A 22,638-nucleotide genomic window follows, 5' to 3' on the forward strand; every position below is an offset into this window, starting at 1 on the left:
GGCGGCGCAGGCACGCAAACGGGCAGGGCCATGCGCGCGGCGCATGCCTGCAATGGCTTGGGTTCAGGAGAAAACGGGGGGTGCGCGTGTGCGGTGTGCGCGCAGCGGCTCGTGCGTGCGCGGCGCTTGCGTGGCGGCGCCCTGCGGCGCAGCCTGGGCTTGTGCGGCGCTGAAACTGACTTGTGCGGTTGCGGGCGGCGGCGCGGGCGTGTGGCCGTGCAGCACGCACAGCGGGCAGTGCGGCAGCGACAGCAGCGCATCGGGCGTTTGCGGTGCCGCCGGGTCGGGCGCGCTGGCATGCACGGCGCCCATGGCGCTGCACACCTGCTCGTCCCAGGGCAGCGCATCGGCCGCGGCCCAGGATTGCGCCCAGGCCGAGAGCAGCGGCGTGCCCAGGCTCCACAGCAGCGCGCACAAGGCGAACCACGCGCCGAAGCGCTTGAGCCGCGTGTTGCGCAATGCCGTCATGGTGGGGTTGCCGATCTGGGGGTGGGTTTTCAAGCGCTGGCCGCGAGCCGCTCGGCCAGCCGCGTCAGCGCGTGCTGCACCGTGGCGGCGCGTATTTGCGCGCGCGTCGTCAAGCCGTCCTCGGCAAAGTGCCGTACCTCGCTGTGCAGCAGCGGCGCATGATCGGGCGCGCAATCTGGCTGGGTGGCCGGCAGACACCAGCCGAACCACACCGTGCCCACGGGTTTGTCGACGCTGCCGCCGCTCGGGCCCGCGACGCCGGTGACGGCGAGGCTCAGCTGCGCGTGTGCATGCGCGAGCGCGCCGCTGGCCATCGCACGCACCACGGGCTCGCTCACGGCGCCGTGGCGCGCGATCAGCGCCGCGTCCACGCCCAGCAGCTCGGTCTTGGCCGCGTTCGAGTAGCTCACGAAGCCGCGCTCGAACCATTGGCTCGAACCCGCAAGCTCGGTGCAGGCCGCGGCGATCAGCCCGCCCGTGCAGCTCTCGGCCGTGGCAAGCATCCAGCCGCGCCGCAGCAGCTGCGCAGAAATAAGGGTCAAAACAGGCTCTAGGAGCCTGTCGGACTTTGGAATCGTCGGCTGCGAATGCGCCGCAGCGGCCCATTTTTTACCGTCTTCTTGCCCCATAGCACCACTATGGGGCGGCGAATCCGGCAAAAACTGGCCTCGCTGGGGCGCATTCTCGCTTTCGACGCCCAAAGCCCGACAGGCTCCTAGCGCAGGTATATCAAGCGCTTGCAGCTCTTGTTTTAGGAGTCCCTGCGCGCTCATGCAAAAAACCTCCAGAGCGCGATCACGAACAGCGTGCAAAACGCCGCCACGAAGTCGTCCCACAAAATGCCGAAGCCGCCGCGCCAGCCCAGCCCCTTGCACACGCGGTCGGCCCAGCCCACGGGGCCGGGCTTGGCGGCGTCAAAAAAGCGAAACAGCACGAAGGCCCAGAACTGCCCCCAGCCGCCCATGGGGCTGGCCAGCCACAGCACGAGCCAGAAGGCCACGATTTCGTCCCAGACCACGGCGGGCGGGTCGGCCACGCCCAGGTGCCGCGCCGTCAGCGTGCAGGCCCACCAGCCAAGCACGGCGCCCGCGGCGATCAGCAAACCGATCTGCAGAGGGCTCAGCCACTGCTGCAGCACGAGGTAGCTGAGCCAGGCCCAGAGCGTGCCCACCGTGCCCGGCGCAATGCGGCTCAGCCCCGCGCCTGCGCCGAGCGCGAGGAAATGCGCCGGATGCAGCAGCAAAAAGCCCACGCCGGGCCGCAGCGGACGGCGCGGGGGCGGGGTGCTCGAAGGCTTGCTCACAGAAAGGGTTGGCATGTCGCCACGCTGGGCTGGTTCGTCTGTTTTGGGGTTCGGGCGGCGGGCAGGTCCATGAAAAGTGGATGGCGCCGAACCCAAAGGGTTGCAAATTCTAACGAGCCTGCTTGGGCGCGGTTGCGGTGCGGGTCGCCACGGGCAGGGCAGACGCTTCATGCCCATGCCCGTGCGCGGGCAGCGGACGCAGCGCCATCCCATGCAAAAATCCGCCGACCTCCGTGCCTGAGACCATGCCATGCCCAGCGATCTCCCCGATGCCTTTGGGCAAGCCCAGACCTTGCTCGAGCGCCTGCAGCGCCAGCCGCAGGCCTTTGGCCATGCAGCGCCCAGTGTGGAGCGGCTGCAGACGCATATCTCGTGGCTGCTGCTCGTGGGCGAGCATGTTTACAAGTTCAAAAAGCCGCTGAAGCTCGAATTCCTCGACTTCAGCACGGCGGCGCTGCGGCGCGCGGCCTGCGAGGAGGAGCTGCGCATCAACCGGCGCACGGCGCCGCAGCTGTACCTCGACGTGGTGGCGGTGGTCGAGGACGATGCCATATCCCAAGCGCAAGAGTCGGGCAGCTTGCGCGTGCTGCCCGCGGCCGAGGCCGACGCCCGCGGCCTGCAGGCGTTGGCACATGCCGTGCACATGCGGCGTTTTGCGCAGCACGATCTGCTCGCGACGATGCTCGCACAAGGGCGCCTGCTGCCCGCGCACATCGACGCGCTGGCGCGGCACGTGGCGCAATTCCACGCTGCGGCGGCGGTGGCCGCGCCGGATGCGGGCTGGGGCAGCGCGGCTGCGGTGCGCGCGCCAGTCATCGAGTGCGTGCAGGCCGTGCAAAGCGTGGCTGCGGCAGCGCTGCCCGCGCTCGCGCCCATGGTGCAGGCGCTCGCACAGTGGTGCGCGGCGCAGGGCGAGGCGCTTGCGCCGGTGTTCGCGGCGCGCCTGCAGCAAGGCTGGGTGCGTGAATGCCACGGCGACCTGCATCTGGGCAACCTGGTGCTGCTGGCGGGCGCGCCGGTGCTGTTCGACGCGATCGAGTTCAACCCCGCGCTGCGCTGGATCGACGTGATGGCGGACGTGGCCTTTCTGGTCATGGACTTGCACGTGCACGGCCGTGCCGACCTGGGCTGGCGCTTTCTCAACGCCTGGCTCGAGCGCACGGGCGACTACGCGGGGCTGGCGCTGCTGCGCTACTACAGCGTCTATCGCGCCTTGGTGCGCGCGCGCGTTGCGGGGGTGCGGCTCGCGCAGCTGCACGCCGAGGCGGGTACATGTGCGGGCGAGGTGCAGGCCCAGGCACAGGCCCAGGCGCAGGCCCAAGCACAGGCCCAAGCAAGGGCCGAAATACAGGCCGAAGCACAGGAAGCGGCAGGCGAAGTGCAGCGCTACGTGCAGCTTGCAGCCTCTTTGAGCGCGCCGGGGCCCCGTTGGCTCGGCCTCGCGCATGGCTTTTCCGGGGCCGGCAAGACCACGCAGTCGCAGGCCTTGGTCGCGCGTGGCGTGGTGCGCGTGCGCGCCGATGTGGAGCGCAAGCGCCTGTTCGGCCTTGCGCCCGAGGCCTCGAGCGCGACCGTGCCCGGCGGCATTTACACGCCCGAGGCCACCGAACGCACCTATGCGCGCCTGGCCGAGCTCGCGCGCGCGGTGCTGCAGGCGGGCTACCCCGTGCTCGTCGATGCCACGCTGCAGGACGGCGCCCAGCGCGCGCGTTTCATCGCGCTCGCGGCAGAGTTGCGCGTGCCTTGGCGCATCCTGTCCTTCGAGGCGCCGCCCGAGGTGCTGCGTGCGCGCATCACCCAGCGCGAGCAGGCGGGCGGCGATGCGTCCGAAGCCACGCTTGCGGTGCTGGAGCGGCAGCTGGCCAAGGCGCAGCCGCTGTCGGCGCACGAAGAGGCGCACACGCTGCATCTGGACACGACGCAGCCCATCGATTGGGATGCCGTGCTGGCGCAGCTCTTGCCGGTGGCCGGGCCGGGCGCTGCTACCAATGAAACGGCTGCGGCAGCAGGTACAGCAGCACCGCGGTCATGACCAGGTAGCGCAGCAGCTTGCCTACGGCCATGTACGCCACGCAGGGCCAGAACGGCAGCCGCAGCCAGCCGGCCACGGCGCACAGCGGGTCGCCGACGATGGGCAGCCAGCTCAGCAGGCAGGCGCGCGGGCCAAAGCGCCGCAGCCAGGCCAGCGCGCGCAGCTCGGGCGCACTGCCGCGCACCTTGTCCACCGCCTTGTGCGTGCCCAGGCCCAGCCACCAGTTCAAGGCGCCGCCCAGCGTGTTGCCCACCGTCGCGACGAGGATGGTGGGCCAGAACAGCGCGGGATTGAGCTTGATGAGCCCGAACACCGCAGGCTCCGAGCCCATGGGCAGCAAGGTCGCCGATACGAACGAGACGAGGAAAACCGTGCCCAGGCCGTATTGCGGCAGCGCGAGCAGTTCGAGCAGGTGTTGCAGCCAGGCTTGCATGGTGGCGCGAGTGTAGGGTAGGCGTGTATCCGGGAAAACGCGCATGGCGCAGCGGCTCGATCAGGCACGCCAGGCGTTCCAAAATGCCTAAAATTTGAGCGGCCAGGAGCCTTTCGGACTTTGGGCGGCGCAGCTGCAGCCGACGGGTACAAAGTCCGAAAGGCTCCTACAATCGCGCCTCTTTTTTTGCTGCGTCACTGCGACTGCCATTGCGCGCTGCCATGCATATCGGCCCCTACCGCCTTCCCAACCGTCTGTTCGTCGCCCCCATGGCGGGGGTGACGGACAGGCCATTTCGCCAGCTGTGCCGCCACTTCGGCGCGGGCTACGCGGTCAGCGAGATGGTGACTTCGCGCCGCGACCTGTGGGACAGCCTCAAGACCTCGCGCCGCGCCGACCACAGGGGCGAGCCGGGGCCGATCGCGGTGCAGATCGCGGGCACCGACGCGGCCATGATGGCCGACGCGGCGCGCTACAACATCGAGCGCGGCGCGCAGATCATCGACATCAACATGGGCTGTCCGGCCAAGAAGGTGTGCAACAAATGGGCCGGCAGCGCGCTCATGCGCGACGAGCCGCTCGCGCTCGCGATCATCGAAGCCGTGGTGGCCGCTTGCGCGCCGCAGGGCGTGCCGGTGACGCTCAAGATGCGCACCGGCTGGTCGGCTGCGCAGCGCAACGCCGTGGCACTCGCGCGGGCGGCCGAAAGCGCCGGCGTGCAGATGCTCACCGTGCATGGCCGCACGCGCGAGCAGGGCTACAGCGGCGCAGCCGAGTACGACACCATCGCCGCGGTAAAGGCGGCGGTGCGCATCCCCGTGGTGGCCAATGGCGACATCGACTCGCCCGCCAAAGCGCGCGCCGTGCTCGCCCAGACGGGCGCCGACGCGCTCATGATAGGCCGCGCGGCGCAGGGCCGACCCTGGATATTCCGCGAGATCGACCACTACCTGAGCACGGGCGAATACCTTGCGCCGCCGCTCGTGGCCGAGCTGCGCACCTTGCTGCTCGCGCACCTGCAAGACCACTACCAGCTCTACGGCGAGCACACCGGCGTGCGCAGCGCACGCAAGCACCTCGTCTGGTACACGCGCACCCTGCCCGGCGGCGCGGCCTTGCGCCAGGTCATCCACAGTGCGCAGGAAAGCGCCACGCAGTGGCGGGCCGTGGCAGACTATCTGGATGCGCTGGCCGCGCGCATGGACCGGCTGCCTGCGCCTGGCGATGCCTGCCCAAACCATACCAACATATCTACGACAGAGGGACTGGCGGCATGAACAAACCATCGATTGCCGATTGCGTGCGCGAAAACCTGCAAAGCTACTTGCGCGACCTGGACGGCGAGACGCCGCACGGCATGTACGACATGCTAATGCGCGTGGTCGAGAAACCGCTGCTCGAAGTGGTCATGGAGCACACCGGCCACAACCAGTCGCGCGCCGCCGAGTGGCTGGGGCTCAACCGCAACACGCTGCGCAAAAAACTCATGGAGCATCAGTTGCTTCGATGACTATCCTAATGATAGCTGCTTGCGCTTGCTACGCCTGCGATAAATGCCAATTTCAATCAAAAAACCGCACCTGCCCATGAACGCCCTGATCTCCGTTTCCGACAAAACCGGCATCGTCGAATTCGCCCGCGCGCTGCACGCGCTGGGCGTGCGCCTGCTGTCCACCGGCGGCACCGCCAAGCTGCTCGCCGAGCACGGCCTGCCCGTGACCGAGGTGGCCGAAGTCACGCAATTCCCGGAAATGCTCGACGGCCGCGTCAAGACCCTGCACCCCAAGGTGCACGGCGGCCTGCTCGCGCGCCGCGAGGTTCCTGAGCACATGGCGGCGCTGAAGGCCCACGGCATCGACACCATCGACCTGCTGGTCGTCAACCTCTACCCGTTCGAGGCCACCGTGGCCAAGGCCGGCTGCACGCTGGCCGACGCGATCGAGAACATCGACATCGGCGGCCCGGCCATGGTGCGCAGCGCGGCCAAGAACTGGGCTGACGTGGGCGTGGTGACCGACGCCAGCCAGTACGAGGCCGTGATCGCCGAGCTCAAGGCCCACGGCAAGCTGTCCCACAAGCTGCGCTTCGCCCTGTCGGTGGCGGCATTCAACCGCATCAGCCAGTACGACGGTGCCATCAGCAACTACCTGTCTTCGGTGAGCTTCGAGGAAGAGAAGCTGAGCGAGAGCTATGTGCCCGAGCTCGCCGCCTTCCCCGGCCAGTCCAACCAGCAGTACGTGAAGGTGCAGGACCTGCGCTACGGCGAGAACAGCCACCAGCAGGCGGCCTGGTACCGCGACCTGCAGCCCGCCGCGGGCTCGCTGGCTACCGGCATCCAGCTGCAGGGCAAGGAGCTGTCCTACAACAACATCGCCGACGCCGATGCGGCCTGGGAATGCGTCAAGAGCTTCGAGGCGCCGGCCTGCGTGATCGTCAAGCATGCCAACCCCTGCGGCGTGGCCGTCGGCAAGGATGCGCTGGAGTCCTACAGCAAGGCCTTCCAGACCGACCCGACCTCGGCCTTCGGCGGCATCATCGCCTTCAACCGCCCGGTGGACGGCGCCGCCGCCCAGGCGGTGAGCAAGCAGTTCGTCGAGGTCCTGATGGCGCCCGACTTCACCGCCGAGGCCCTGGAAGTGTTCAAGTCCAAGGTCAACGTGCGCCTGATGAAGATCGCGCTGCCCGAGAACTACGGCGCCGTGCGCAACGCGCTGGAGACCAAGCGCGTCGGCTCCGGCCTGCTGCTGCAGACCGCCGACAACCACGAGTTGCAACTGGCCGACCTGAAGGTCGTGACCGTCAAGCAGCCCACCCCCGAGGAGCTGAACGACCTGCTGTTCGCCTGGAAGGTGGCCAAGTACGTCAAGAGCAATGCCATCGTGTTCTGCAAGAACGGCATGACCATGGGCGTGGGCGCCGGCCAGATGAGCCGTCTGGATTCGGCCCGCATCGCCTCCATCAAGGCCGCGGCGGCCAACCTGACGCTGCAGAACACCGTGGTCGCCAGCGACGCCTTCTTCCCGTTCCGCGACGGCCTGGACGTGGTCGTCGATGCCGGCGCCACCTGCGTGGCCCAGCCGGGCGGCTCCATGCGCGACCAGGAGGTGATCGACGCCGCCAACGAGCGCGGCGTGGCGATGGTCTTCACTGGCGTGCGCCACTTCCGCCACTGAGCGGCGGCCCCGACTGCACCCAACAAAAAAGCGGCCTCGGCCGCTTTTTTGTTGTCTGCCAGGCCCTGGACGGGCCGGGGGGCGGGTCGTCGCCTTACTTGGCGGAGGTCTTCATCAGGCTGGACTTCAGCTCCTTCATCTTCTCCTGCAGCGGCGGATAGGGGCCGAAGCGGTGCTGGTCGGCCGAGGCGCCGTCCACATAGGGCGGGAAGGCGGCATCGACCGGCTTGTTCCAGCGGGCGGGGAAGTCGCGCTCCAGATGGGCCTTGGGCGGACGCGGGTGGCTGAGCACGAAGGCGGCCACGTCGTAGGCTTCGTCGTCGCTCAGCTGCGGACGGTCGTGGGTGCTGCCCAGCGGCATGTTGGCCTTGATGAAGGCCGAGGCGGTCAGCAGGCGGTTCATGCCCGCGCCATAGTTGAACGAATCCTTGCCCCACAGCGGCGGGAAGGTGTAGCCGCTGGCGCTGCCGACCGGGCCCGCGCGTACGCCGGCCCCCTCGGCGCCGTGGCAGACGGCGCATTTCTCCTGGTAGATCTTGCCGCCGGCGACCGTGTCGGCACGCCGGTTCGGGGCCTTGAACGGGGGCAGGCCCTGGCCCTCGACCTTGGCGCCGACCGGGATGTCCTTGGACAGGAAATGCATGTAGGTGACGAAGGCCTTCATCTCGCGGCTGTCCAGCGGCAGCGGCTTGCCGGCCATGCTGCGCTCCATGCAGCCGTTCACGCGCTCTTCCAGCGTGCTGATCTCGTCTTCGCGACCGCGGTACTGCGGGAAGGTGGCATGAACGCCGACCCAGGGAATCGCGAACTTCTTGGTGCCGCCTGCCTCGTGGCAGGACACGCAGGCCAGGTTATTGCCGGCAAAGCGCATCTTGGGATTCTTCACCTCCGGGCCGATGTAGGCGAAGGTGCGCTCGCTCAGTTCCTTGCCATAGCGGACCATGCGGCCATAGGCATCGTCGGGGAGCTTGGAGACGTCATAGGTCTCCGGTGGCTGAACGGTGAGGGCGGGAGATGGCGTGGCAGCGGACGGGGTCTGGGCGTGCAGGGTCCCGGCGGCCGCGAGCAGGGCCAGAGGAATCAGGCGGACGTACATCGGCAGTCTGGAAAGTTGGATTAAACAGGGGGGTATGCGCTGCGCATACTAGGACGCCCCTGTCTTTCCTGCAGCCAGACGCTGCCAAATCCCTTGCGCGCGGCTGGTCTTGCTGCTGGTCCTGTACGCGGGGGGGCATGGCCCCCCGCACCTCGATGAGCCCGCGCAGGCGCCGTCAGGCCGGCTGACGCGCCAGCGTGGCGAATACCGCCCGTGCTGCCTCAACCGTCTGTGCGATGTCCTCCTCGCTGTGCGCCGCGCTGACAAAGCCGGCTTCGTACAGCGCCGGTGCGATATACACGCCCCGCTCGAGCAGCCCGTGAAACAGCCGGTTGAAGCGTGCGCCATCGCTTTGCATGACTTGCTGGTAGTTTTGCGGCAGCTCGGGCAGCAGGAAGAAGCCGAACATCCCGCCTTCGCTGTCGGCGGCAAACGGCACGTCTTCGGCGGCCGCGGCGGATTTCAGGCCATCCATCAGCGTACGCGTCTTCTGTGCAAGCGCATCGAAGAACCCCGGCTTGCTGATCTCGCGCAGTGTGGCCAGGCCGCAGGCCGTGGCCACGGGGTTGCCGCTGAGCGTGCCGGCCTGGTACACCGGCCCCAGCGGCGCGAGCTGCTCCATGACCGCACGCTTGCCGCCGAAGGCCGCGAGCGGCATGCCGCCGCCTATGACCTTGCCCAGCACCGTGAGGTCGGGCGCGAAGCCGGGGATGGCCTGCGCGTACAGGCTTTGCGCGCCGCCCAGCGCGACGCGAAAGCCCGTCATCACCTCGTCGATGATGAGCAGCGCGCCGTACTGCGTGCACAGCTCGCGGCAGCGGCGCATGAAGGGCACACGCGCGCGCACGAAATTCATGTTGCCGGCGATGGGCTCCAGGATCACGCAGGCCAGTTCCTGGCCATGCTCGGCAAACGCCTGCTCGAGCTGCGCCACGTCGTTGTAGGGCAGCACCAGCGTGTGCTGCACCACCTCGGGCGGCACGCCGGCGCTCGTGGGGTTGCCGAAGGTAGCCAGGCCCGAGCCGGCCTTGACCAGCAGCGCGTCGGCATGGCCGTGGTAGCAGCCTTCGAACTTGATGATCTTGCTGCGTCCGGTGGCGCCGCGTGCCAGGCGCAGCGCGCTCATGCCCGCCTCGGTGCCCGAGCTGACCAGGCGCAGCATTTCCATAGAGGGCAGGTGCGCGAGGACTTCCTCGGCGAGCTCGATCTCGCGCTCGGTCGGCGCGCCAAAGCTGAAGCCGTCGCGCGCGGCCTTTTGTACGGCCTCGAGCACGGTCGGGTGGCCGTGGCCCAGGATCATCGGACCCCAGGAGCCTATGTAGTCGATGTAGCGCTGGCCGTTGGCGTCCCAAAAGTAGGGCCCCTGCGCGCGCGTTATGAAGCGCGGCGTGCCGCCCACGGCGCGAAACGCGCGCACGGGCGAATTGACGCCGCCAGGAATGACGCGCTGGGCACGCTCGAACAACAGGGTGTTGCGGTCGGTGCCAGCGCCGGGGATGGATTCAGTGTTTGGTGTCATGGGGTGGGATGACGAAACCTTCGAAACTCGTAGTCTCTTCCAAAAGCGTGTCGATGCGGTCGCCTTCGTCCTCGTCGTCGGACTGCGCCCAGAACATGCGGTCTGGCAGCGCATGGCCCATGCCCGGACGAAAGCCCGAGGCCAGGCAGCCGTCGAGATAGGCAAGCGCTTCGCTCGTGGCTTCGCCGAGGTCGAAGCCATTGGCTATCAATGCCGTGAGCGCCGCCGAGAGCGTGTCGCCGGCGCCGGTGAAGGTGGCGTCGAACAGCTCGAACCTGCCGCTGCCGAGGATTTTTTCAGGCGAGGCCAGCACGTTTTCGACGAACTGCTCGGGCAAGGGAATGCCCGTGACCAGGGTGTAGGGCACGCCCAGTTCGCCGGCCGCGCGTGCGAGGTCGCGCGCCGTGGGGCTGCGCTCGCCGTCCCAGTCGGGCAGCAGCCAGCGCCAGAGCGTGCCGTGGTTGCCCACCAACACCGAGGTCTGCGGCAGCAGCAGCTCGCGGAAGGCGTCGAGGTAGGGCTCGATCGCACTCTCGCGCAGCCACGACAGGTCGGGCATGTAGGCGATCACCGGCACGCCGTCGTAATCGGCGGTGATTTCGGCAATCGTGCCTATGTTTTCGGGGCTGCCCACGAAACCTACCTTGATGGCTTGCACGCTCAGGTCTTCGAGCACGGCGCGCGCCTGCTCGCCCACGGTTTCATCGTCAAGTGCGCTGTGGTCGAAAATTTCGGTGGTGTCGCGCACATAGACGCCCGTGGTGACCGGCAAGGGGTGCGCCCCTACGCTCGCGCTGGCAGTAATGTCCGCCGCCAGCCCCCCGGCGCCGCAGGGGTCACTGGCATTGAAAACCAGAATGCAGGCGGGAAGCGCCTGGTCTGCAGCTTGGCGGTCGCCCGTCATGTCAGACGCAAAAGGGGAAGGCGATGGGGTCATGGGCACCGTGTTTTTGCATGGCAAGGGTGCAACTGTAATTCAGGCGCCGCGCGGCGTTGGGGAGAGTGGGCGCACATCGCCTGTTGTTTTTTGGCTCCCCACGCATGCCAGATTCCGCGCCGGGTGGTCTGGCAGATACGAACGCACCGATACAATGCCCTCTCATTGTAGGAGCCAGTCCCAGAAAAAATTGCAACTACCATGCCGGCTGCCGGTGCAGGAGTTTCATGCTTGCCGCGCACCGATCGACATGATATTTACCGAAGCAGGCATTAAGCTGTGAGCGATCCCAGGTCTTGGATATGTTTGGTTTGCGGCTGGGTTTACGATGAAGCCAAAGGCTCGCCCGAGCATGGCATTCCTCCCCATACGCCATGGGAGCAGGTTCCCATGAATTGGACATGCCCCGAATGCGGGGCGCGCAAGGAAGACTTCGAAATGGTGCAGATATAGACAGGGGCCGGGCGGATCGTTTTGTTTATGCACATTTTTCCTTCAGAGGAGTGGCAGCAATTGACTATCAATGATCCATCCTTCAAGGTGCTGGTGGTGGATGACAGCAACACCATCCGCCGCAGTGCCGAGATTTTTCTCAAGCAGGGCGGCCACGAGGTTTTGCTGGCAGAAGACGGTTTCGACGCTTTGTCCAAGGTCAACGACTACCATCCCGATTTGATTTTTTGCGACATCCTGATGCCCCGGCTCGATGGCTACCAGACGGTCGCTATCATTCGGCGCAACGTCCGGTTTGCGGATACGCCGGTGGTCATGCTGTCCTCGAAGGACGGTGTGTTCGACAAAGCGCGCGGACGTATGGTGGGATGCCAGGAATACCTGACCAAGCCGTTTACCAAAGACCAATTGCTGCAGGCCGTGCAACGGTTTGCCCATTCCTCCCAAGGAGCGACCTGATGTCCATCAAAAAGGTGTTGGTGGTTGATGATTCGAAGACCGAACTGATGTTTTTGAGCGATCTGCTGCAGAAAAAGGGGTTTCAGGTGCGCACGGCTGAAAATGGGGAAGAGGCTTTTCGCTGTCTGGCCCTGGAAAAACCTGACCTGATTCTCATGGACGTGGTCATGCCTGGACAAAACGGGTTTCAACTCACGCGCACCATTTCGCGCAACCCCCTTTATGCCGATGTGCCCATCATCATGTGCACGAGCAAGAACCAGGAAACAGACCGTGTCTGGGGCATGCGCCAGGGCGCGCGCGACTACATTACTAAACCGGTCGATCCCGCCGAATTGCAGGCCAAGATCGACGCCCTGGGCTGAGCTCCATGAGCAAGCGTGAAGCCCTGCGGGAATTTCAGGCGCGCATCGTCACCCGGCTTCAGAGCGCCAGGGCGCAGGGCGCGCTGGTGGCTTCCTGGCTTGCCGTCGAGTCGGCCGGGCAGTCCTATCTGGTACCGCTTGGCCATGCCGGGGAAATCTTTCCCGGGACTTCCGTGCAGCCTGTGCCCCACACCCTTGGTTGGTTCCTTGGTGTGGCGAATCTGCGCGGGAGTCTGGTCGGGGTCGTCGATCTGGCTGCGCTGCTGCATGCGACGCCCAGACGCGATGAACAGGCCTTGTCCGAAATCAGCCTGCTGACGTTCAATCCGGCGCTCGAAGTGAACGCGGCCCTGCTGGTGGATAGACTGCTCGGGCTGCGCAGCGCACAAGATTTCGTTGCCTCGGAGCCGCCCGCGGAGGATGGGCCATCGTATTTCGGGGCCACTTATCTGGATGCGCACGGCGCACGCTGGCGGGAGCTGAATCTGCAGCTGCTGGCCCAGGACTCCACATTTTTGAGTATCAATGCCTGAGTCTTTCTCTTTTCACGACTTGCGCAAGCCAGGTCCGTCCAGGCTCTTATATGGCACATTGGCGCACCCGTGTGTGCGGTAGTCCTATTTCTTGTAAGGTTGACCATGTCCATCGTTGATCAATTGGGGAAGTTGTTCCACCGCCAGCAGACGCCCGCCGTCCGGGGAGAAGAGGGGGCGGGTGAACGGCCGCCGGAGGGCGCTACCTTACTCGACTCCTACCAGGCGGATCCCATGCACAGCGTGCAAGGTGATCCGGGGTTGCCGCCGCAGCGGCAGGAGCCCGCACCTGTCGAGGTGCAGGATGAACTGATCTCCCTTCCCTTGCTTGGGCAGGCCACGGCGGCCCAGCACCAGAGGCGTCTGTTGGCGTTATTGGCGGGCGGTGTGGTGTTGCTGGTATTGATTGCGGGTTGGGCGCTGCAGCGTGCGGACCGTGCCGCGCAGCAGATCGAAGCGACGGGCCAGGCCCTGACGCAATCGCAGCGGCTTGCCAAGTCGGTGACGCAGGCATTGGTGGGCAAGCCCCAGGCATTTGCCGAAGTGGCGGAGAGCGCGGGGATTCTGGCGCGCAACGTGCGCGCGTTGATGCATGGAGACAAAGAACTCGATGACGTGAAGGCTCTCGGCGAGTCATTCAAGTCCGAGCTCGACACCGTCACCCCCTTGGTAGAACGTGCGGAGCGCAATGCCAAAGTAGTGCTGGGGCAGCAGAAAATTTTGTCCCAGGTCGCGGGTGCCTTGCGCACCATCAACCGGCAATCGGCGGAGCTGCTCGAGAATGCCGAAACCATTGCTTCTCTCAAGGTGCAACAAGGCGCGCCCGCGCCCGAGGTGGCTGCAGCCGGTCAGCTGGTGATGCTGACCCAGCGCATCGGCAAGTCGGCGAGTGAGTTTCTGACCCTGGAGGGGGTCAGTCCCGAAGCGGTGTTTCTGCTCGGCAAAGACTTGAATGCCTTCAAGGAGATTGCGCAGGGCCTGCTCGATGGCAATGCCGAATTGCACCTCAGCCCGGCACGCGATGCGCAAACGCGCGAGCAGCTCCAGAGTCTCCTCAAGCGCTATGAGGAAACGCGCACGCAGGCTGGCGCCATCTTGGGTAATTTGCAGGGCCTGATGACCGCCCGGCAAGCGCAGACTGCTATCGTTTCTGATAGCGAGCCGCTGCGCCATAGCCTGGAAGGCCTGCAGACCAAGCTCTCGGCCCAGGCGGGTCTTGGTGCGGGGCAGGTGTTTCTTTTGGTGCTGGTGGCCTTGTTCGTGCTGCTGTGCGGCGTCGGCTTTGCGCGCGTGCTGCTGCTCGAGAGCCGTCGGCGCGAAGCAGCCGCCGATCGCTTGCAGCAGGAAGCCAGGCACCAAGAGCAGGAAGCCAAGCGCATCAACGATGCCAACCAGGCGGCCATCTTGCGTTTGATGAACGAGTTGCAATCCGTTGCCGAAGGCGACTTGACGCAGGAAGCCACGGTGACCGAAGACATCACGGGCGCCATCGCCGATTCGGTGAACTACACGGTGGAAGAGTTGCGCCAGCTCGTGGGCAACGTGCAAAACACGGCGACGCGCGTGGCGCAGACCACGGCGCAGGTGGATGCCACGTCCACGGAGTTGCTTGCCGCCTCGACCGAGCAGCTGCGCGAAATCCGCGAAACGGGCCGCTCGATTCTGGACATGGCCGGCCGCATCAACGAAGTCTCCACCCAGGCGCAGGAATCGGCCGCGGTGGCGCGCCAATCGCTGCAGGCGGCGGAATCCGGTCTGCAGGCCGTGCAAAACGCCATTGGCGGCATGAATGCGATCCGCGACCAGATTCAGGAAACCTCCAAGCGCATCAAGCGACTGGGTGAATCCTCGCAGGAAATCGGGGAGATCACCGAGCTGATCTCCGACATTACCGAGCAGACGAACGTGCTCGCGCTCAATGCGGCCATCCAGGCGGCATCCGCGGGCGAGGCCGGGCGCGGCTTTTCCGTGGTGGCTGAAGAGGTGCAGCGCCTGGCCGAGCGTTCGGCGGACGCCACACGCCAGATCGCGGCGCTGGTGAAGGCCATCCAGACCGACACGCAGGATGCCGTGGCCGCCATGGAGCGCTCCACGCAGGGCGTGGTGGAGGGTGCGCGCCTGTCCGACAGCGCGGGCACTGCGTTGGCCGAGATCGACCAGGTGACGCGCCGCCTGGCCGAGCTGATCGAACAGATTTCCTCCTCCACCTCCCGCGAAGCCGTGTTGGCGAACGAGGCCGCAGACAACATCCAGCACATTTTCGCGGTGACCGAACAAGCGGGCGAGGGCACGCGCGCCACTGCGCAGCAGGTGCGTGAGCTCGCGCAGGTCGCCGAAGAATTGCGCCAGTCGGTGGCGCGGTTCAAAATCGCCTGATTCGCCTGATGCCGTCTTTGTCGTACCAACCAGCTGGGCTCATTGCGGCCGGAGGCGAATCCATGCCATCTCTTGACGTCAACCACGCGCCAGCGACAGAGGCCAGCCAGCAAGAGCGCGACCTGGGGCCCTTGGCCTGGGTGTTGGAGGAATTGCGCAAGTCCCTGGACGCTGCCGTCAAGACGATGCGCCGTTTCGTGCATGAAGCCGAACATACCCGGGAATCCGACTTGGCGGCGCTGGATGCAGGCGCTTTGCGCATCGCGCGCCAGCAGCTGCACCAGGCCAGCGGTGCCCTCGAAATGGTGGGCATGGCGCCCGCTGCGCTGCTGCTGCGCGCCATGGAAGCGGCGGTACACAAATTCGTGCAGCAGCCACCGCTGTGCACCAGGGAAACCATATCCACCATAGAGCGTGCAGGCTTTGCCCTGGTCGAGTACCTCGAGTATGTGCTGGCGGGCAAGCAGGCGTCTGCGGTCGCCTTGTTTCCGCAATACCGTGAAGTGCAGACGCTCGCGGGCGCCGAGCGCGTTCATCCTGCGGACTTGTGGCCCACCGAGCGGCGTATCCGCGAGCCTGAATTTGCTTTGTCCGTGGCGCCCTTGGCCTACGGGAGTGCGGCGCGAGCCCGTCTCGATGCCGTCGTGCTGCAGATCGTCAAGTCCGGCGATGCTGGCGCCGCGCGGAGCATGCGGGATATCTGTCTGGGTTTTGCCGCGGCCCAGGCCGATAGCCGCGTGCGCACCTTCTGGAAGGTTTGCGCGGGCTTCTTCGAAGCCTTGGCCGGTGATTTGCTTCCCCCGGATGTATATGTCAAACGGGTGGCCTCGCGTGTGCTCATGCAGTACGCCACGCTCGCCAAGGGCGAGGACGGCGTCGCCGATCGCCTGTTACAGGACCTGCTTTTTTTCTGCGCACAAGCCAGCACTGAAAGTGCCGATACCTTCCCCGCACTCACGGCAGTGCGGCAAGCGTTTGGCTTGCATCGGTTCGAGCCGGTGCGTTACGAGGTGGCGCGTTTCGGCCGCTTCGACCCGGGCTTGCTGGCCCAGGCGCGCAAGCGCATGGCAACAGCCGCGGAAGTCTGGTCTGCATTGGCCGGGGGCGATCGTGCCAAGCTCAAGCCGGCCGTGGACCAGTTCAGTCTGGTCTGCGATTCCCTGCGCAAGCTGCTGCCCGGCAGTGAAGATCTGGCGCAGGCTCTGGCGCAGGCGGTCGATGCCACGGCGCGCACGGATGAGCCTCCGGCCGCCCCTTTGGCCATGGAGGTGGCCACCGCCATTTTGTATCTGCAAGCGGCTTTCGAGGAACTGGATGCCGATGGCGCGCAAATGGAGGCGCATTTCGGGCGCCTCGCCGAACGCCTGCGCACGGTGCTGGCCGGCGCAGAGCCCGAACCGCTCGAGGCCTGGATAGAAGACCTGTACCGCAGCGTCAGCGACAAGCAAACCATGGGCAGCGTGGTCAACGAACTGCGCGCTTCTTTGGCCGAGTTGGAAAAAGCGCTCGACCAGTTTTTTCGCACGCCGCAGGACACCCGCGTACTGGTGCCCGTGCCCGGACAAATGGCGCAAATGCGCGGTGTGCTTTCGGTGCTGGGGCTTGAGCAGGCAGTGCGGGCCATGGCGCGCATGCGCGAGGTGGTGGAGCGTCTGCTGGCCCATGCCATCCCCGAGGAGGAGCTGGCCCAAACCTTTGAAAAACTGGGCAACAGCCTCGGCACCCTGGGTTTTCTGATCGACATGCTGAGCTACCAGCGCAATCTGGCGCGCAAGCTCTTCATTTACGACGAAGCGCAGGACGAGCTGCGCATGTTGACGGGCAAAACACGGGTGCGGGCCACGGACGACGCATCCTCGGCGCAGGTCGCGGCGCAGGCACGCGCAGGGGCCGATTTGCCGCCCGTGGTACCCCGCTTCCCGGTGCAGGCGCCCGCCCAGGAGCCCACCGATTTTGCGCCACTGCTGGAAATGCCGGGTGATCTCGGGGGGGCGAGTGAACCGGCGCAGGAAGACGCACCAGCTTCAGAGCAGGCAAAAGAGGCGCTGGCGCGGGCCTTGCCCGCCACGCTCGGAGCCGGGGTTTCCGGGCAGACCGCGCCGTCGGTGCCTGACGCGGAAGACGATGAATTGCTCGAGGTGTTCCTGGAAGAGGCACGCGAGGTCGTGGCGCAAGGCCTCGCGGCCATCGCGGCATTGCAGGAGGAGCCCGGCAATCTCAGCGAGCAGACCACACTGCGGCGCGCCTTCCACACCCTCAAGGGCAGTTCGCGCATGGTGGGGCTCAACGAGTTCGGCGAGGCGGCCTGGTCCATGGAGCAGGTGCTCAATGCCTGGCTCGCTGAGCAAAAGCCGATACCCGCAGCCTTATTGGAGTTGGCAGGGGATGCCTTGCGCGCATTGGGGCAATGGGCGGACGACATTGCTGCGGGTGTGGCGGCGCCATGGCAGGCGCAGGCATTCCGTACTTCGGCCGATGCCATGCGTTTGCACGGCACCCTGGTGCCCCTGGAATCGCCGTCTGCGGGAGCCGCAATGGCGGCTGTTGCCGATGCGGCGCAGCCGGCGGTTGCCGATTTGTCTGCGTTGCAGCAGGCGCCGCATGTGGAGTCCAGCGAGTCCGAGGTGCCAGAAGCGCCTGCGGAGCAGGCTGGGGTGGCTGTGGAGGCGGTCGCGCCACAGGAGCCTGTCGCGGAGATTCCGTTTGCTGCCGAGGGCGCTGCCACTATGGAGGCGGGGGCTGCCGAGCAAGCGCAGGGCGCGGAGGAATGGCCGGCGCTGGAATTGCCAGAAAATGCACCCGGTACGCCGCCGCAGGGGCCCGTGGCGGAGATTCCGTTTGCTGCCGAGGTGGAAGAAGTCGATTTTTCCGCGTTTGCCGCTGCGCAGGAACAAGTGTCTGCAGCCCCGCAAGCGCCGATCGCCGAGCCTTTGCCGGAGGCCGTGGCGCAGGCACAGGAGTTGACGCTGGAATTTGCTTCGCTGCCAGAGGTCGCCCTGCCCGCGGCCGCGCAGGCGGGGGGCACGGAACTGCCGGGCGCGCAACCGCCCAGCATGGAGCTGCTGCCCGCTGCGACCCAGACAATCCAGACCTTCGAGCCGCGCCAGGAGGACGGAGCACCAAAGGAGCTGGAGGAATTTCTGGCGGATCTGTCCGTGGACGTGCTCGCCGACCTGTCAGAGGGACCGTCGTCGATCGTTCCGTCCGCGCCGCAGGAGTCCTCCTCCAGCATGGAGGCGCCACCCGAGGTGCCTGTGGAAAGCGCAGCGCAGGATCAGGATGCGGTCAAGGTCATTGGTGACCTGCGCATTGGCGCCGCGCTTTACAACGTCTATCTCAACGAGGCGGACGAGTGGTCGCATGAGCTCGAAGATCGTCTGCAGGCTTGGTCGCTCGAGCTGCACGCACCCGTGCCCGATATGGCGGTGGCCCGGGCGCACGCGCTGGCCGGTGCCTCTGCCACCGTGGGTTTTCAGGCCTTGTCGGACATGGCCCGCCTGCTCGAGCATGCATTGCAGCATGTGCAACTGCAGCCGGGCGGAACGCCAGAGCAGGCGCGGGTATTTCTGGCGGCGGCGCAGGACATGCGCCGCCTGCTGCACCAATTCGCAGCCGGTTTCCTGAAGGAGCCGAGCGCGCAGGTGCTGGAAGACCTGCACGGCATCCTGGCGCAGGAGGTGCCCAGTGGGTCCATGCCGCTGCAAGAGCTGGAAGAGGAATTCGTCGAGGCGACTACACCCTACAGCGAAATGGCCGCCGAAAGCGCGCCTGCGCCCACAACACTGCAGACGCTCGCGCCCGCCGCAGACCTGGAGTCACCCCATGCTGGCGTCGCGGCGACCGCTTCGGCAGAGGTCGATGACGAGGCGGATGCGAGCGACGCCATCGACCCCGACCTGTTCCCAATCTTCGAGGAAGAGGCGCAAGAGCTCTTGCCGCGGCTCGGTACGGCGCTGCGCCAGTGGGCCGCGCACCCCAGCGACCTGGAGGCGCGCAATGCCGCACTGCGGGTCTTGCACACCTTCAAGGGTAGCGCCCGTCTGGCCGGTGCCATGCGCCTGGGCGCAAGGGCGCACCGGCTCGAATCCCTGATCGAACAACTGGATGTCCACCATCCGAAGGCTGAGCAAATCGAGCCCTTACTCGGCCGCTTCGATGCGTTGCGTGCGCATTTCGATGCCTTGTGCGCGCAGGCCGAGCAGGAATCGAACCCGCCGCTGGCCGCAGATGCCATTGCTGCGGTAGCCACGGCCGCCACGGAGCATGCGGAGATGCCCGCGCCGGAATCCGCAGTGTCCGCACATGCGGCGCCGCAGGCCTCGCCAGCGCTGCCGGCAGCGTCTTTGCCGGGGCCGGCGCCCTTGGTCATTGGGCGCGCGCAGGCCGCGCAGTCGGTGCGTGTGCGTGCGCAGTTGCTCGATCGGCTGGTCAATCAGGCCGGCGAGGTCGTGATCAGCCGCGCGCGCCTGGACGCGCAGGTGGCGCAGCTGCGCAGTTCGCTCGCAGACCTGACGGGCAATCTGGAACGCTTGCGCCAGCAGTTGCGCGACATTGAGGTGCAGGCCGAATCACAGATGCAGTCCAGACTGGCGCAGGCCAAGGATTCGGCCAGCGGATTCGACCCGCTGGAGTTCGATCGCTTCACGCGCGTGCAGGAGCTCACGCGCATGATGGCCGAGTCGGTCAACGACATTGCCACGGTGCAGCGCAACCTGCAGAGATCCGTCGAAGGGGCGGAAGACGAACTCAGCGCGCAGGCGCGTCAGGCCCGGGAGTTGCAGCGCGACTTGCTGCGCACGCGCATGGTGGAGTTCGACGCGATTGCCGAACGCCTCTATGCCGTCGTCCGCCAGGCGGGCAAGGAACTGGGCAAGCAGGTCCGGCTCGAGCTGCGGGGCGGATCGTTCGAGTTGGACCGCGGCGTGCTAGAGCGCATGGCGCCGGCGTTCGAACACTTGCTGCGCAATGCCGTGGCCCACGGCATTGAGCCTGCCGAGCAACGCCAAGCCCAGGGTAAACCCGCCGCAGGCACCATCATCGTCGATGTGCGCCATGAGGGCAACGACGTGGCCATAACGTTCCGCGACGACGGCGCTGGCCTCGATCTGCCGCGCATCCGCGCCAAGGCCATTGCGCAGGGCTTGCTCGCGCCCGATGCCGAGTTGGGCGTCAGCGATGCAGCGAACCTGATCTTCCAGTCCGGATTTTCCACGGCTGCAGACGTCACGGGGATTGCCGGCCGAGGTGTGGGCATGGACGTGGTGCGCGCCGAGGTCAATGCGCTCGGCGGACGCATCGAAACTTCTACCGAGGCGGGCCAGGGGACGGCCTTCCGGCTGGTGTTGCCGCTGACCACCGCGGTGACGCAGGTGGTCATGCTGCGCGCGGGCGAGTTGACGGTGGGCATGCCCGCCAATCTCGTGGAGATCGTGCGGCGCGCCACTGCTGTGGACCTGGAGCAGGCCTATCGCAGCGGGTTTTACGAAGAGGGCGGGGAGCGTCTGCCGTTTTTCTGGGCGGGTGCGCTGCTGCAGTCTTCGGTGCGCAGCAAGGAGCCCGTAGGCAAGAACCGGCCGGTGGTCATCGTGCGCAGTGCGGCGCAGCGCATCGCGTTGCACGTGGACGAGGTGCTGGGCAACCAGGAAGTCGTGGTCAAGCAATTGGGGCCGCAGCTGTCGCGTCTGCCGGGACTTGCCGGCATGTCGCTGCTCGCTTCGGGCGCCGTGGTGCTCATCTACAACCCCGTGGCGCTGGCCACCGTCTATGGCGAACGCGTGCGCGCCGCCGGTGCGGGGCTGCCGGCCGTGCTCGAGGCAATGCCGGCGCCGACGGCAGGCGCACCGATGGCGCCGGCCGTGGCGCTGGGGCCGAGCCAGGTGCCCTTGGTGCTCGTGGTGGACGACTCCATCACCGTGCGCCGCGTCACCCAGCGTTTGCTACAGCGCGAAGGCTACCGCGTGGCACTGGCGACGGATGGGCTGCAGGCGCTTGAGCGGCTGCAGCAGGAGCGTCCTGCGGTGGTGTTGTCCGACATCGAAATGCCGCGCATGGACGGCTTCGACCTGCTGCGCAACATCCGTGCGGACCAGGCTCTGCACGACCTGCCGGTCATCATGATCACTTCGCGCATTGCGCACAAACACCGCGAGCACGCGCACGAGCTGGGCGCCAACCACTACCTCGGCAAGCCCTATTCCGATGAGGAGCTGCTGGGGCTGGTCGCGCATTACGCGCGGCAGGCGGCCGCAGTTCAGGCATAGCGACGGGGTATTTCCTCTCCACGACAAAAGGCGACCATGGACTCCGCAAACAAGCCAGGAACCTTCCCGGGCGACAGCCGCCTGCTTTCTTACCTTGCGCTGATGGCGCGCGAGCGTGCCTCCGACCTGTTTTTGCTCGACGGCGCGCCGCCCACGCTCAAGCGCCAGGGGGACTTCACGCCCATCACGCAGGCTCCGCTGGGTGCCGAGGACATTCGTGCGATGGCCTACTCGATCATGCGCAAGGCGCAGATCGACGAATTCGAGGCCACCATGGAGTGCGACCTTTCGTTCCAGATGGGGGCGTCGGGGCGCTTTCGGGTCAACGTGCACCAGCAGCGCGGCAAGGTGGGCATGGTGGTGCGCCACGTCACGGCGCAGATCCTCTCGCTCGAAGAACTGGGTTTGCCCGCCGTGTTCAAGCAGCTTGCCTTCTTGGAGGCGGGGTTGGTGCTGACCGTGGGGGCTGCCGGCTCGGGGAAAACCACCTCGCTGGCGGCCATGCTCAACTACCGCAACGAGAACGCGACAGGCCACATCCTGACCGTGGAAGACCCGATCGAATACCTGCATGGGCACAAAAAATCGCTGGTCACCCAGCGTGAAATCGGTCTGGACACGCGCTCGTACGACGATGCCCTGCGCCACGCCATGCGCGAGGCGCCGAACGTGATCATGATCGGCGAAATCCGTGACCGCTCCACCATGCAGCATGCGCTGCACTACGCCGAATCCGGGCACTTGTGCGTTTCCACCATGCACGCCAGCAACGCGCGCCAGGCCGTGCAGCGGATTTTGAATTTCTTTCCTGAAGATGCGCACAGACAGGTGCTGATGGACTTGTCGCTGAACTTGCGTGCAGTGGTGGCGCAGCGCCTCGTGAGAAGCGTGCACGGCCAGCTCGTGCCCGCAACCGAAGTCATGCTGTGGTCGCCCTACGTGGCCGAGCTGCTCCAAAAAGGCCAAATCGACGAACTCAAGACCGCGATCGAGCGCAGCGGCGAGCCCGGCATGTGCACCTTCGACCATTCCTTGTACGAGCTCCAGCAGCGTGGTGTCATCACTGCCGAAGAGGCCCTGGCCCATGCCGACAACCGCACCGATATGTCGCTGCGCCTGCGGCTTGCCGCCGGCGCTCCTCCAGTGGGCGAAGGCCTGCAGATCAGCCCGCAGGACAGAGGCGGCAGGTCCAGCCTCGGCTGAGAGGCGGGCCGGTTTCCCGCTCCCGCTG

Annotated in this window: 18 protein-coding genes; 11 read left to right on the plus strand and 7 right to left on the minus strand. The window is 66.3% G+C overall.

What is annotated here, in order from left to right:
• Positions 1–63: 63 nt before the first annotated feature.
• The 3 genes from FK527_RS03700 to FK527_RS03710 all read right to left on the minus strand — a co-directional run bounded on the left by FK527_RS03700 (position 64) and on the right by FK527_RS03710 (position 1,786).
• The gene (locus FK527_RS03700) at positions 64–501 is read right to left on the minus strand and encodes a DUF2946 domain-containing protein (protein WP_144729831.1); all 438 of its coding nucleotides are present in this window, start codon (positions 499–501) and stop codon (positions 64–66) included.
• Complete coding sequence (locus FK527_RS03705) at positions 498–971, minus strand: CinA family protein (protein WP_246072663.1); 474 nt, start codon at positions 969–971, stop codon at positions 498–500. The genes FK527_RS03700 and FK527_RS03705 overlap by 4 nt, the downstream gene beginning before the upstream one ends.
• 266 nt (positions 972–1,237) lie before the next feature.
• Complete coding sequence (locus FK527_RS03710; RefSeq protein ID WP_144729834.1) at positions 1,238–1,786, minus strand: phosphatidylglycerophosphatase A family protein; 549 nt, start codon at positions 1,784–1,786, stop codon at positions 1,238–1,240.
• Positions 1,787–2,021: 235 nt separating this feature from the next.
• Here FK527_RS03710 and FK527_RS03715 point away from each other — a divergent pair, with 235 nt between their 5' ends.
• Positions 2,022–3,803: a bifunctional aminoglycoside phosphotransferase/ATP-binding protein gene (locus tag FK527_RS03715; RefSeq protein WP_144729837.1), complete on the plus strand. Its 1,782-nt coding sequence runs from the start codon at positions 2,022–2,024 to the stop codon at positions 3,801–3,803.
• Here FK527_RS03715 and FK527_RS03720 read toward each other — a convergent pair.
• Entirely contained in the window at positions 3,754–4,236 is a 483-nt protein-coding gene (locus FK527_RS03720) for a YqaA family protein (RefSeq protein ID WP_144729840.1), read from the minus strand. The two genes, FK527_RS03715 and FK527_RS03720, sit on opposite strands and share 50 nt — an antisense overlap.
• 221 nt (positions 4,237–4,457) lie before the next feature.
• Between FK527_RS03720 and dusB the strand changes: the two genes are divergently transcribed.
• From dusB to purH, 3 genes are all read left to right on the plus strand, one after another.
• Positions 4,458–5,513, plus strand: coding sequence for a tRNA dihydrouridine synthase DusB (gene dusB, locus FK527_RS03725; protein ID WP_144729842.1), 1,056 nt, complete (start codon positions 4,458–4,460; stop codon positions 5,511–5,513).
• On the plus strand, positions 5,510–5,746 hold the full coding sequence (locus tag FK527_RS03730) for a Fis family transcriptional regulator (RefSeq protein WP_144729845.1): 237 nt from the start codon (positions 5,510–5,512) through the stop codon (positions 5,744–5,746). The genes dusB and FK527_RS03730 overlap by 4 nt, the downstream gene beginning before the upstream one ends.
• A 76-nt stretch (positions 5,747–5,822) precedes the next feature.
• Entirely contained in the window at positions 5,823–7,409 is a 1,587-nt protein-coding gene (purH, locus tag FK527_RS03735) for a bifunctional phosphoribosylaminoimidazolecarboxamide formyltransferase/IMP cyclohydrolase (protein ID WP_144729848.1), read from the plus strand.
• 94 nt (positions 7,410–7,503) lie between these two features.
• Here the strand turns inward: purH and FK527_RS03740 are convergent, their stop codons facing one another.
• The 3 genes from FK527_RS03740 to thiD form a co-directional block, all read right to left on the minus strand.
• On the minus strand, positions 7,504–8,505 hold the full coding sequence (locus FK527_RS03740; protein ID WP_144729851.1) for a c-type cytochrome: 1,002 nt from the start codon (positions 8,503–8,505) through the stop codon (positions 7,504–7,506).
• A gap of 175 nt (positions 8,506–8,680) precedes the next feature.
• Complete coding sequence (gene hemL, locus FK527_RS03745) at positions 8,681–10,024, minus strand: glutamate-1-semialdehyde 2,1-aminomutase (protein ID WP_144729854.1); 1,344 nt, start codon at positions 10,022–10,024, stop codon at positions 8,681–8,683.
• Positions 10,008–10,928, minus strand: coding sequence for a bifunctional hydroxymethylpyrimidine kinase/phosphomethylpyrimidine kinase (gene thiD, locus FK527_RS03750; RefSeq protein WP_246072653.1), 921 nt, complete (start codon positions 10,926–10,928; stop codon positions 10,008–10,010). The genes hemL and thiD overlap by 17 nt, the downstream gene beginning before the upstream one ends.
• A 312-nt stretch (positions 10,929–11,240) precedes the next feature.
• Between thiD and FK527_RS03755 the strand changes: the two genes are divergently transcribed.
• From FK527_RS03755 to FK527_RS03785, 7 genes are all read left to right on the plus strand, one after another.
• Complete coding sequence (locus FK527_RS03755; RefSeq protein WP_144729860.1) at positions 11,241–11,414, plus strand: rubredoxin; 174 nt, start codon at positions 11,241–11,243, stop codon at positions 11,412–11,414.
• Positions 11,415–11,441: 27 nt separating this feature from the next.
• Positions 11,442–11,873, plus strand: a complete 432-nt coding sequence (locus FK527_RS03760) for a response regulator (RefSeq protein ID WP_144729863.1) — start codon at positions 11,442–11,444, stop codon at positions 11,871–11,873.
• A complete protein-coding gene (locus FK527_RS03765) occupies positions 11,873–12,238 on the plus strand; it encodes a response regulator (RefSeq protein ID WP_144729866.1) in 366 nt (121 codons plus the stop codon). The genes FK527_RS03760 and FK527_RS03765 overlap by 1 nt, the downstream gene beginning before the upstream one ends.
• Positions 12,239–12,243: 5 nt before the next feature.
• The gene (locus tag FK527_RS03770; protein ID WP_144729869.1) at positions 12,244–12,771 is read left to right on the plus strand and encodes a chemotaxis protein CheW; all 528 of its coding nucleotides are present in this window, start codon (positions 12,244–12,246) and stop codon (positions 12,769–12,771) included.
• Positions 12,772–12,876: 105 nt separating this feature from the next.
• A complete protein-coding gene (locus tag FK527_RS03775) occupies positions 12,877–15,147 on the plus strand; it encodes a methyl-accepting chemotaxis protein (RefSeq protein ID WP_144729872.1) in 2,271 nt (756 codons plus the stop codon).
• A gap of 62 nt (positions 15,148–15,209) precedes the next feature.
• The gene (locus FK527_RS03780) at positions 15,210–21,407 is read left to right on the plus strand and encodes a hybrid sensor histidine kinase/response regulator (protein WP_144729875.1); all 6,198 of its coding nucleotides are present in this window, start codon (positions 15,210–15,212) and stop codon (positions 21,405–21,407) included.
• Positions 21,408–21,443: 36 nt separating this feature from the next.
• A complete protein-coding gene (locus FK527_RS03785; protein WP_144729878.1) occupies positions 21,444–22,610 on the plus strand; it encodes a PilT/PilU family type 4a pilus ATPase in 1,167 nt (388 codons plus the stop codon).
• Positions 22,611–22,638 lie beyond the last annotated feature (28 nt).

It is taken from the genome of Extensimonas perlucida (assembly GCF_007655255.1).
GTDB lineage: Bacteria > Pseudomonadota > Gammaproteobacteria > Burkholderiales > Burkholderiaceae_C > Extensimonas > Extensimonas perlucida.

What these genes read in the sequence shown, in the direction of transcription:
- FK527_RS03780 (WP_144729875.1), top strand. Translation starts at nt 15,210, where the DNA reads ATGCCATCTCTTGACGTCAACCACGCGCCAGCGACAGAGGCCAGCCAG.
- FK527_RS03705 (WP_246072663.1), bottom strand. Translation starts at nt 971, where the DNA reads ATGCTTGCCACGGCCGAGAGCTGCACGGGCGGGCTGATCGCCGCGGCC.
- FK527_RS03770 (WP_144729869.1), top strand. Translation starts at nt 12,244, where the DNA reads ATGAGCAAGCGTGAAGCCCTGCGGGAATTTCAGGCGCGCATCGTCACC.
- FK527_RS03710 (WP_144729834.1), bottom strand. Translation starts at nt 1,786, where the DNA reads ATGCCAACCCTTTCTGTGAGCAAGCCTTCGAGCACCCCGCCCCCGCGC.
- FK527_RS03720 (WP_144729840.1), bottom strand. Translation starts at nt 4,236, where the DNA reads ATGCAAGCCTGGCTGCAACACCTGCTCGAACTGCTCGCGCTGCCGCAA.
- hemL (WP_144729854.1), bottom strand. Translation starts at nt 10,024, where the DNA reads ATGACACCAAACACTGAATCCATCCCCGGCGCTGGCACCGACCGCAAC.
- purH (WP_144729848.1), top strand. Translation starts at nt 5,823, where the DNA reads ATGAACGCCCTGATCTCCGTTTCCGACAAAACCGGCATCGTCGAATTC.
- FK527_RS03785 (WP_144729878.1), top strand. Translation starts at nt 21,444, where the DNA reads ATGGACTCCGCAAACAAGCCAGGAACCTTCCCGGGCGACAGCCGCCTG.
- FK527_RS03730 (WP_144729845.1), top strand. Translation starts at nt 5,510, where the DNA reads ATGAACAAACCATCGATTGCCGATTGCGTGCGCGAAAACCTGCAAAGC.
- thiD (WP_246072653.1), bottom strand. Translation starts at nt 10,928, where the DNA reads ATGACGGGCGACCGCCAAGCTGCAGACCAGGCGCTTCCCGCCTGCATT.
- dusB (WP_144729842.1), top strand. Translation starts at nt 4,458, where the DNA reads ATGCATATCGGCCCCTACCGCCTTCCCAACCGTCTGTTCGTCGCCCCC.
- FK527_RS03760 (WP_144729863.1), top strand. Translation starts at nt 11,442, where the DNA reads ATGCACATTTTTCCTTCAGAGGAGTGGCAGCAATTGACTATCAATGAT.
- FK527_RS03775 (WP_144729872.1), top strand. Translation starts at nt 12,877, where the DNA reads ATGTCCATCGTTGATCAATTGGGGAAGTTGTTCCACCGCCAGCAGACG.
- FK527_RS03740 (WP_144729851.1), bottom strand. Translation starts at nt 8,505, where the DNA reads ATGTACGTCCGCCTGATTCCTCTGGCCCTGCTCGCGGCCGCCGGGACC.
- FK527_RS03765 (WP_144729866.1), top strand. Translation starts at nt 11,873, where the DNA reads ATGTCCATCAAAAAGGTGTTGGTGGTTGATGATTCGAAGACCGAACTG.
- FK527_RS03715 (WP_144729837.1), top strand. Translation starts at nt 2,022, where the DNA reads ATGCCCAGCGATCTCCCCGATGCCTTTGGGCAAGCCCAGACCTTGCTC.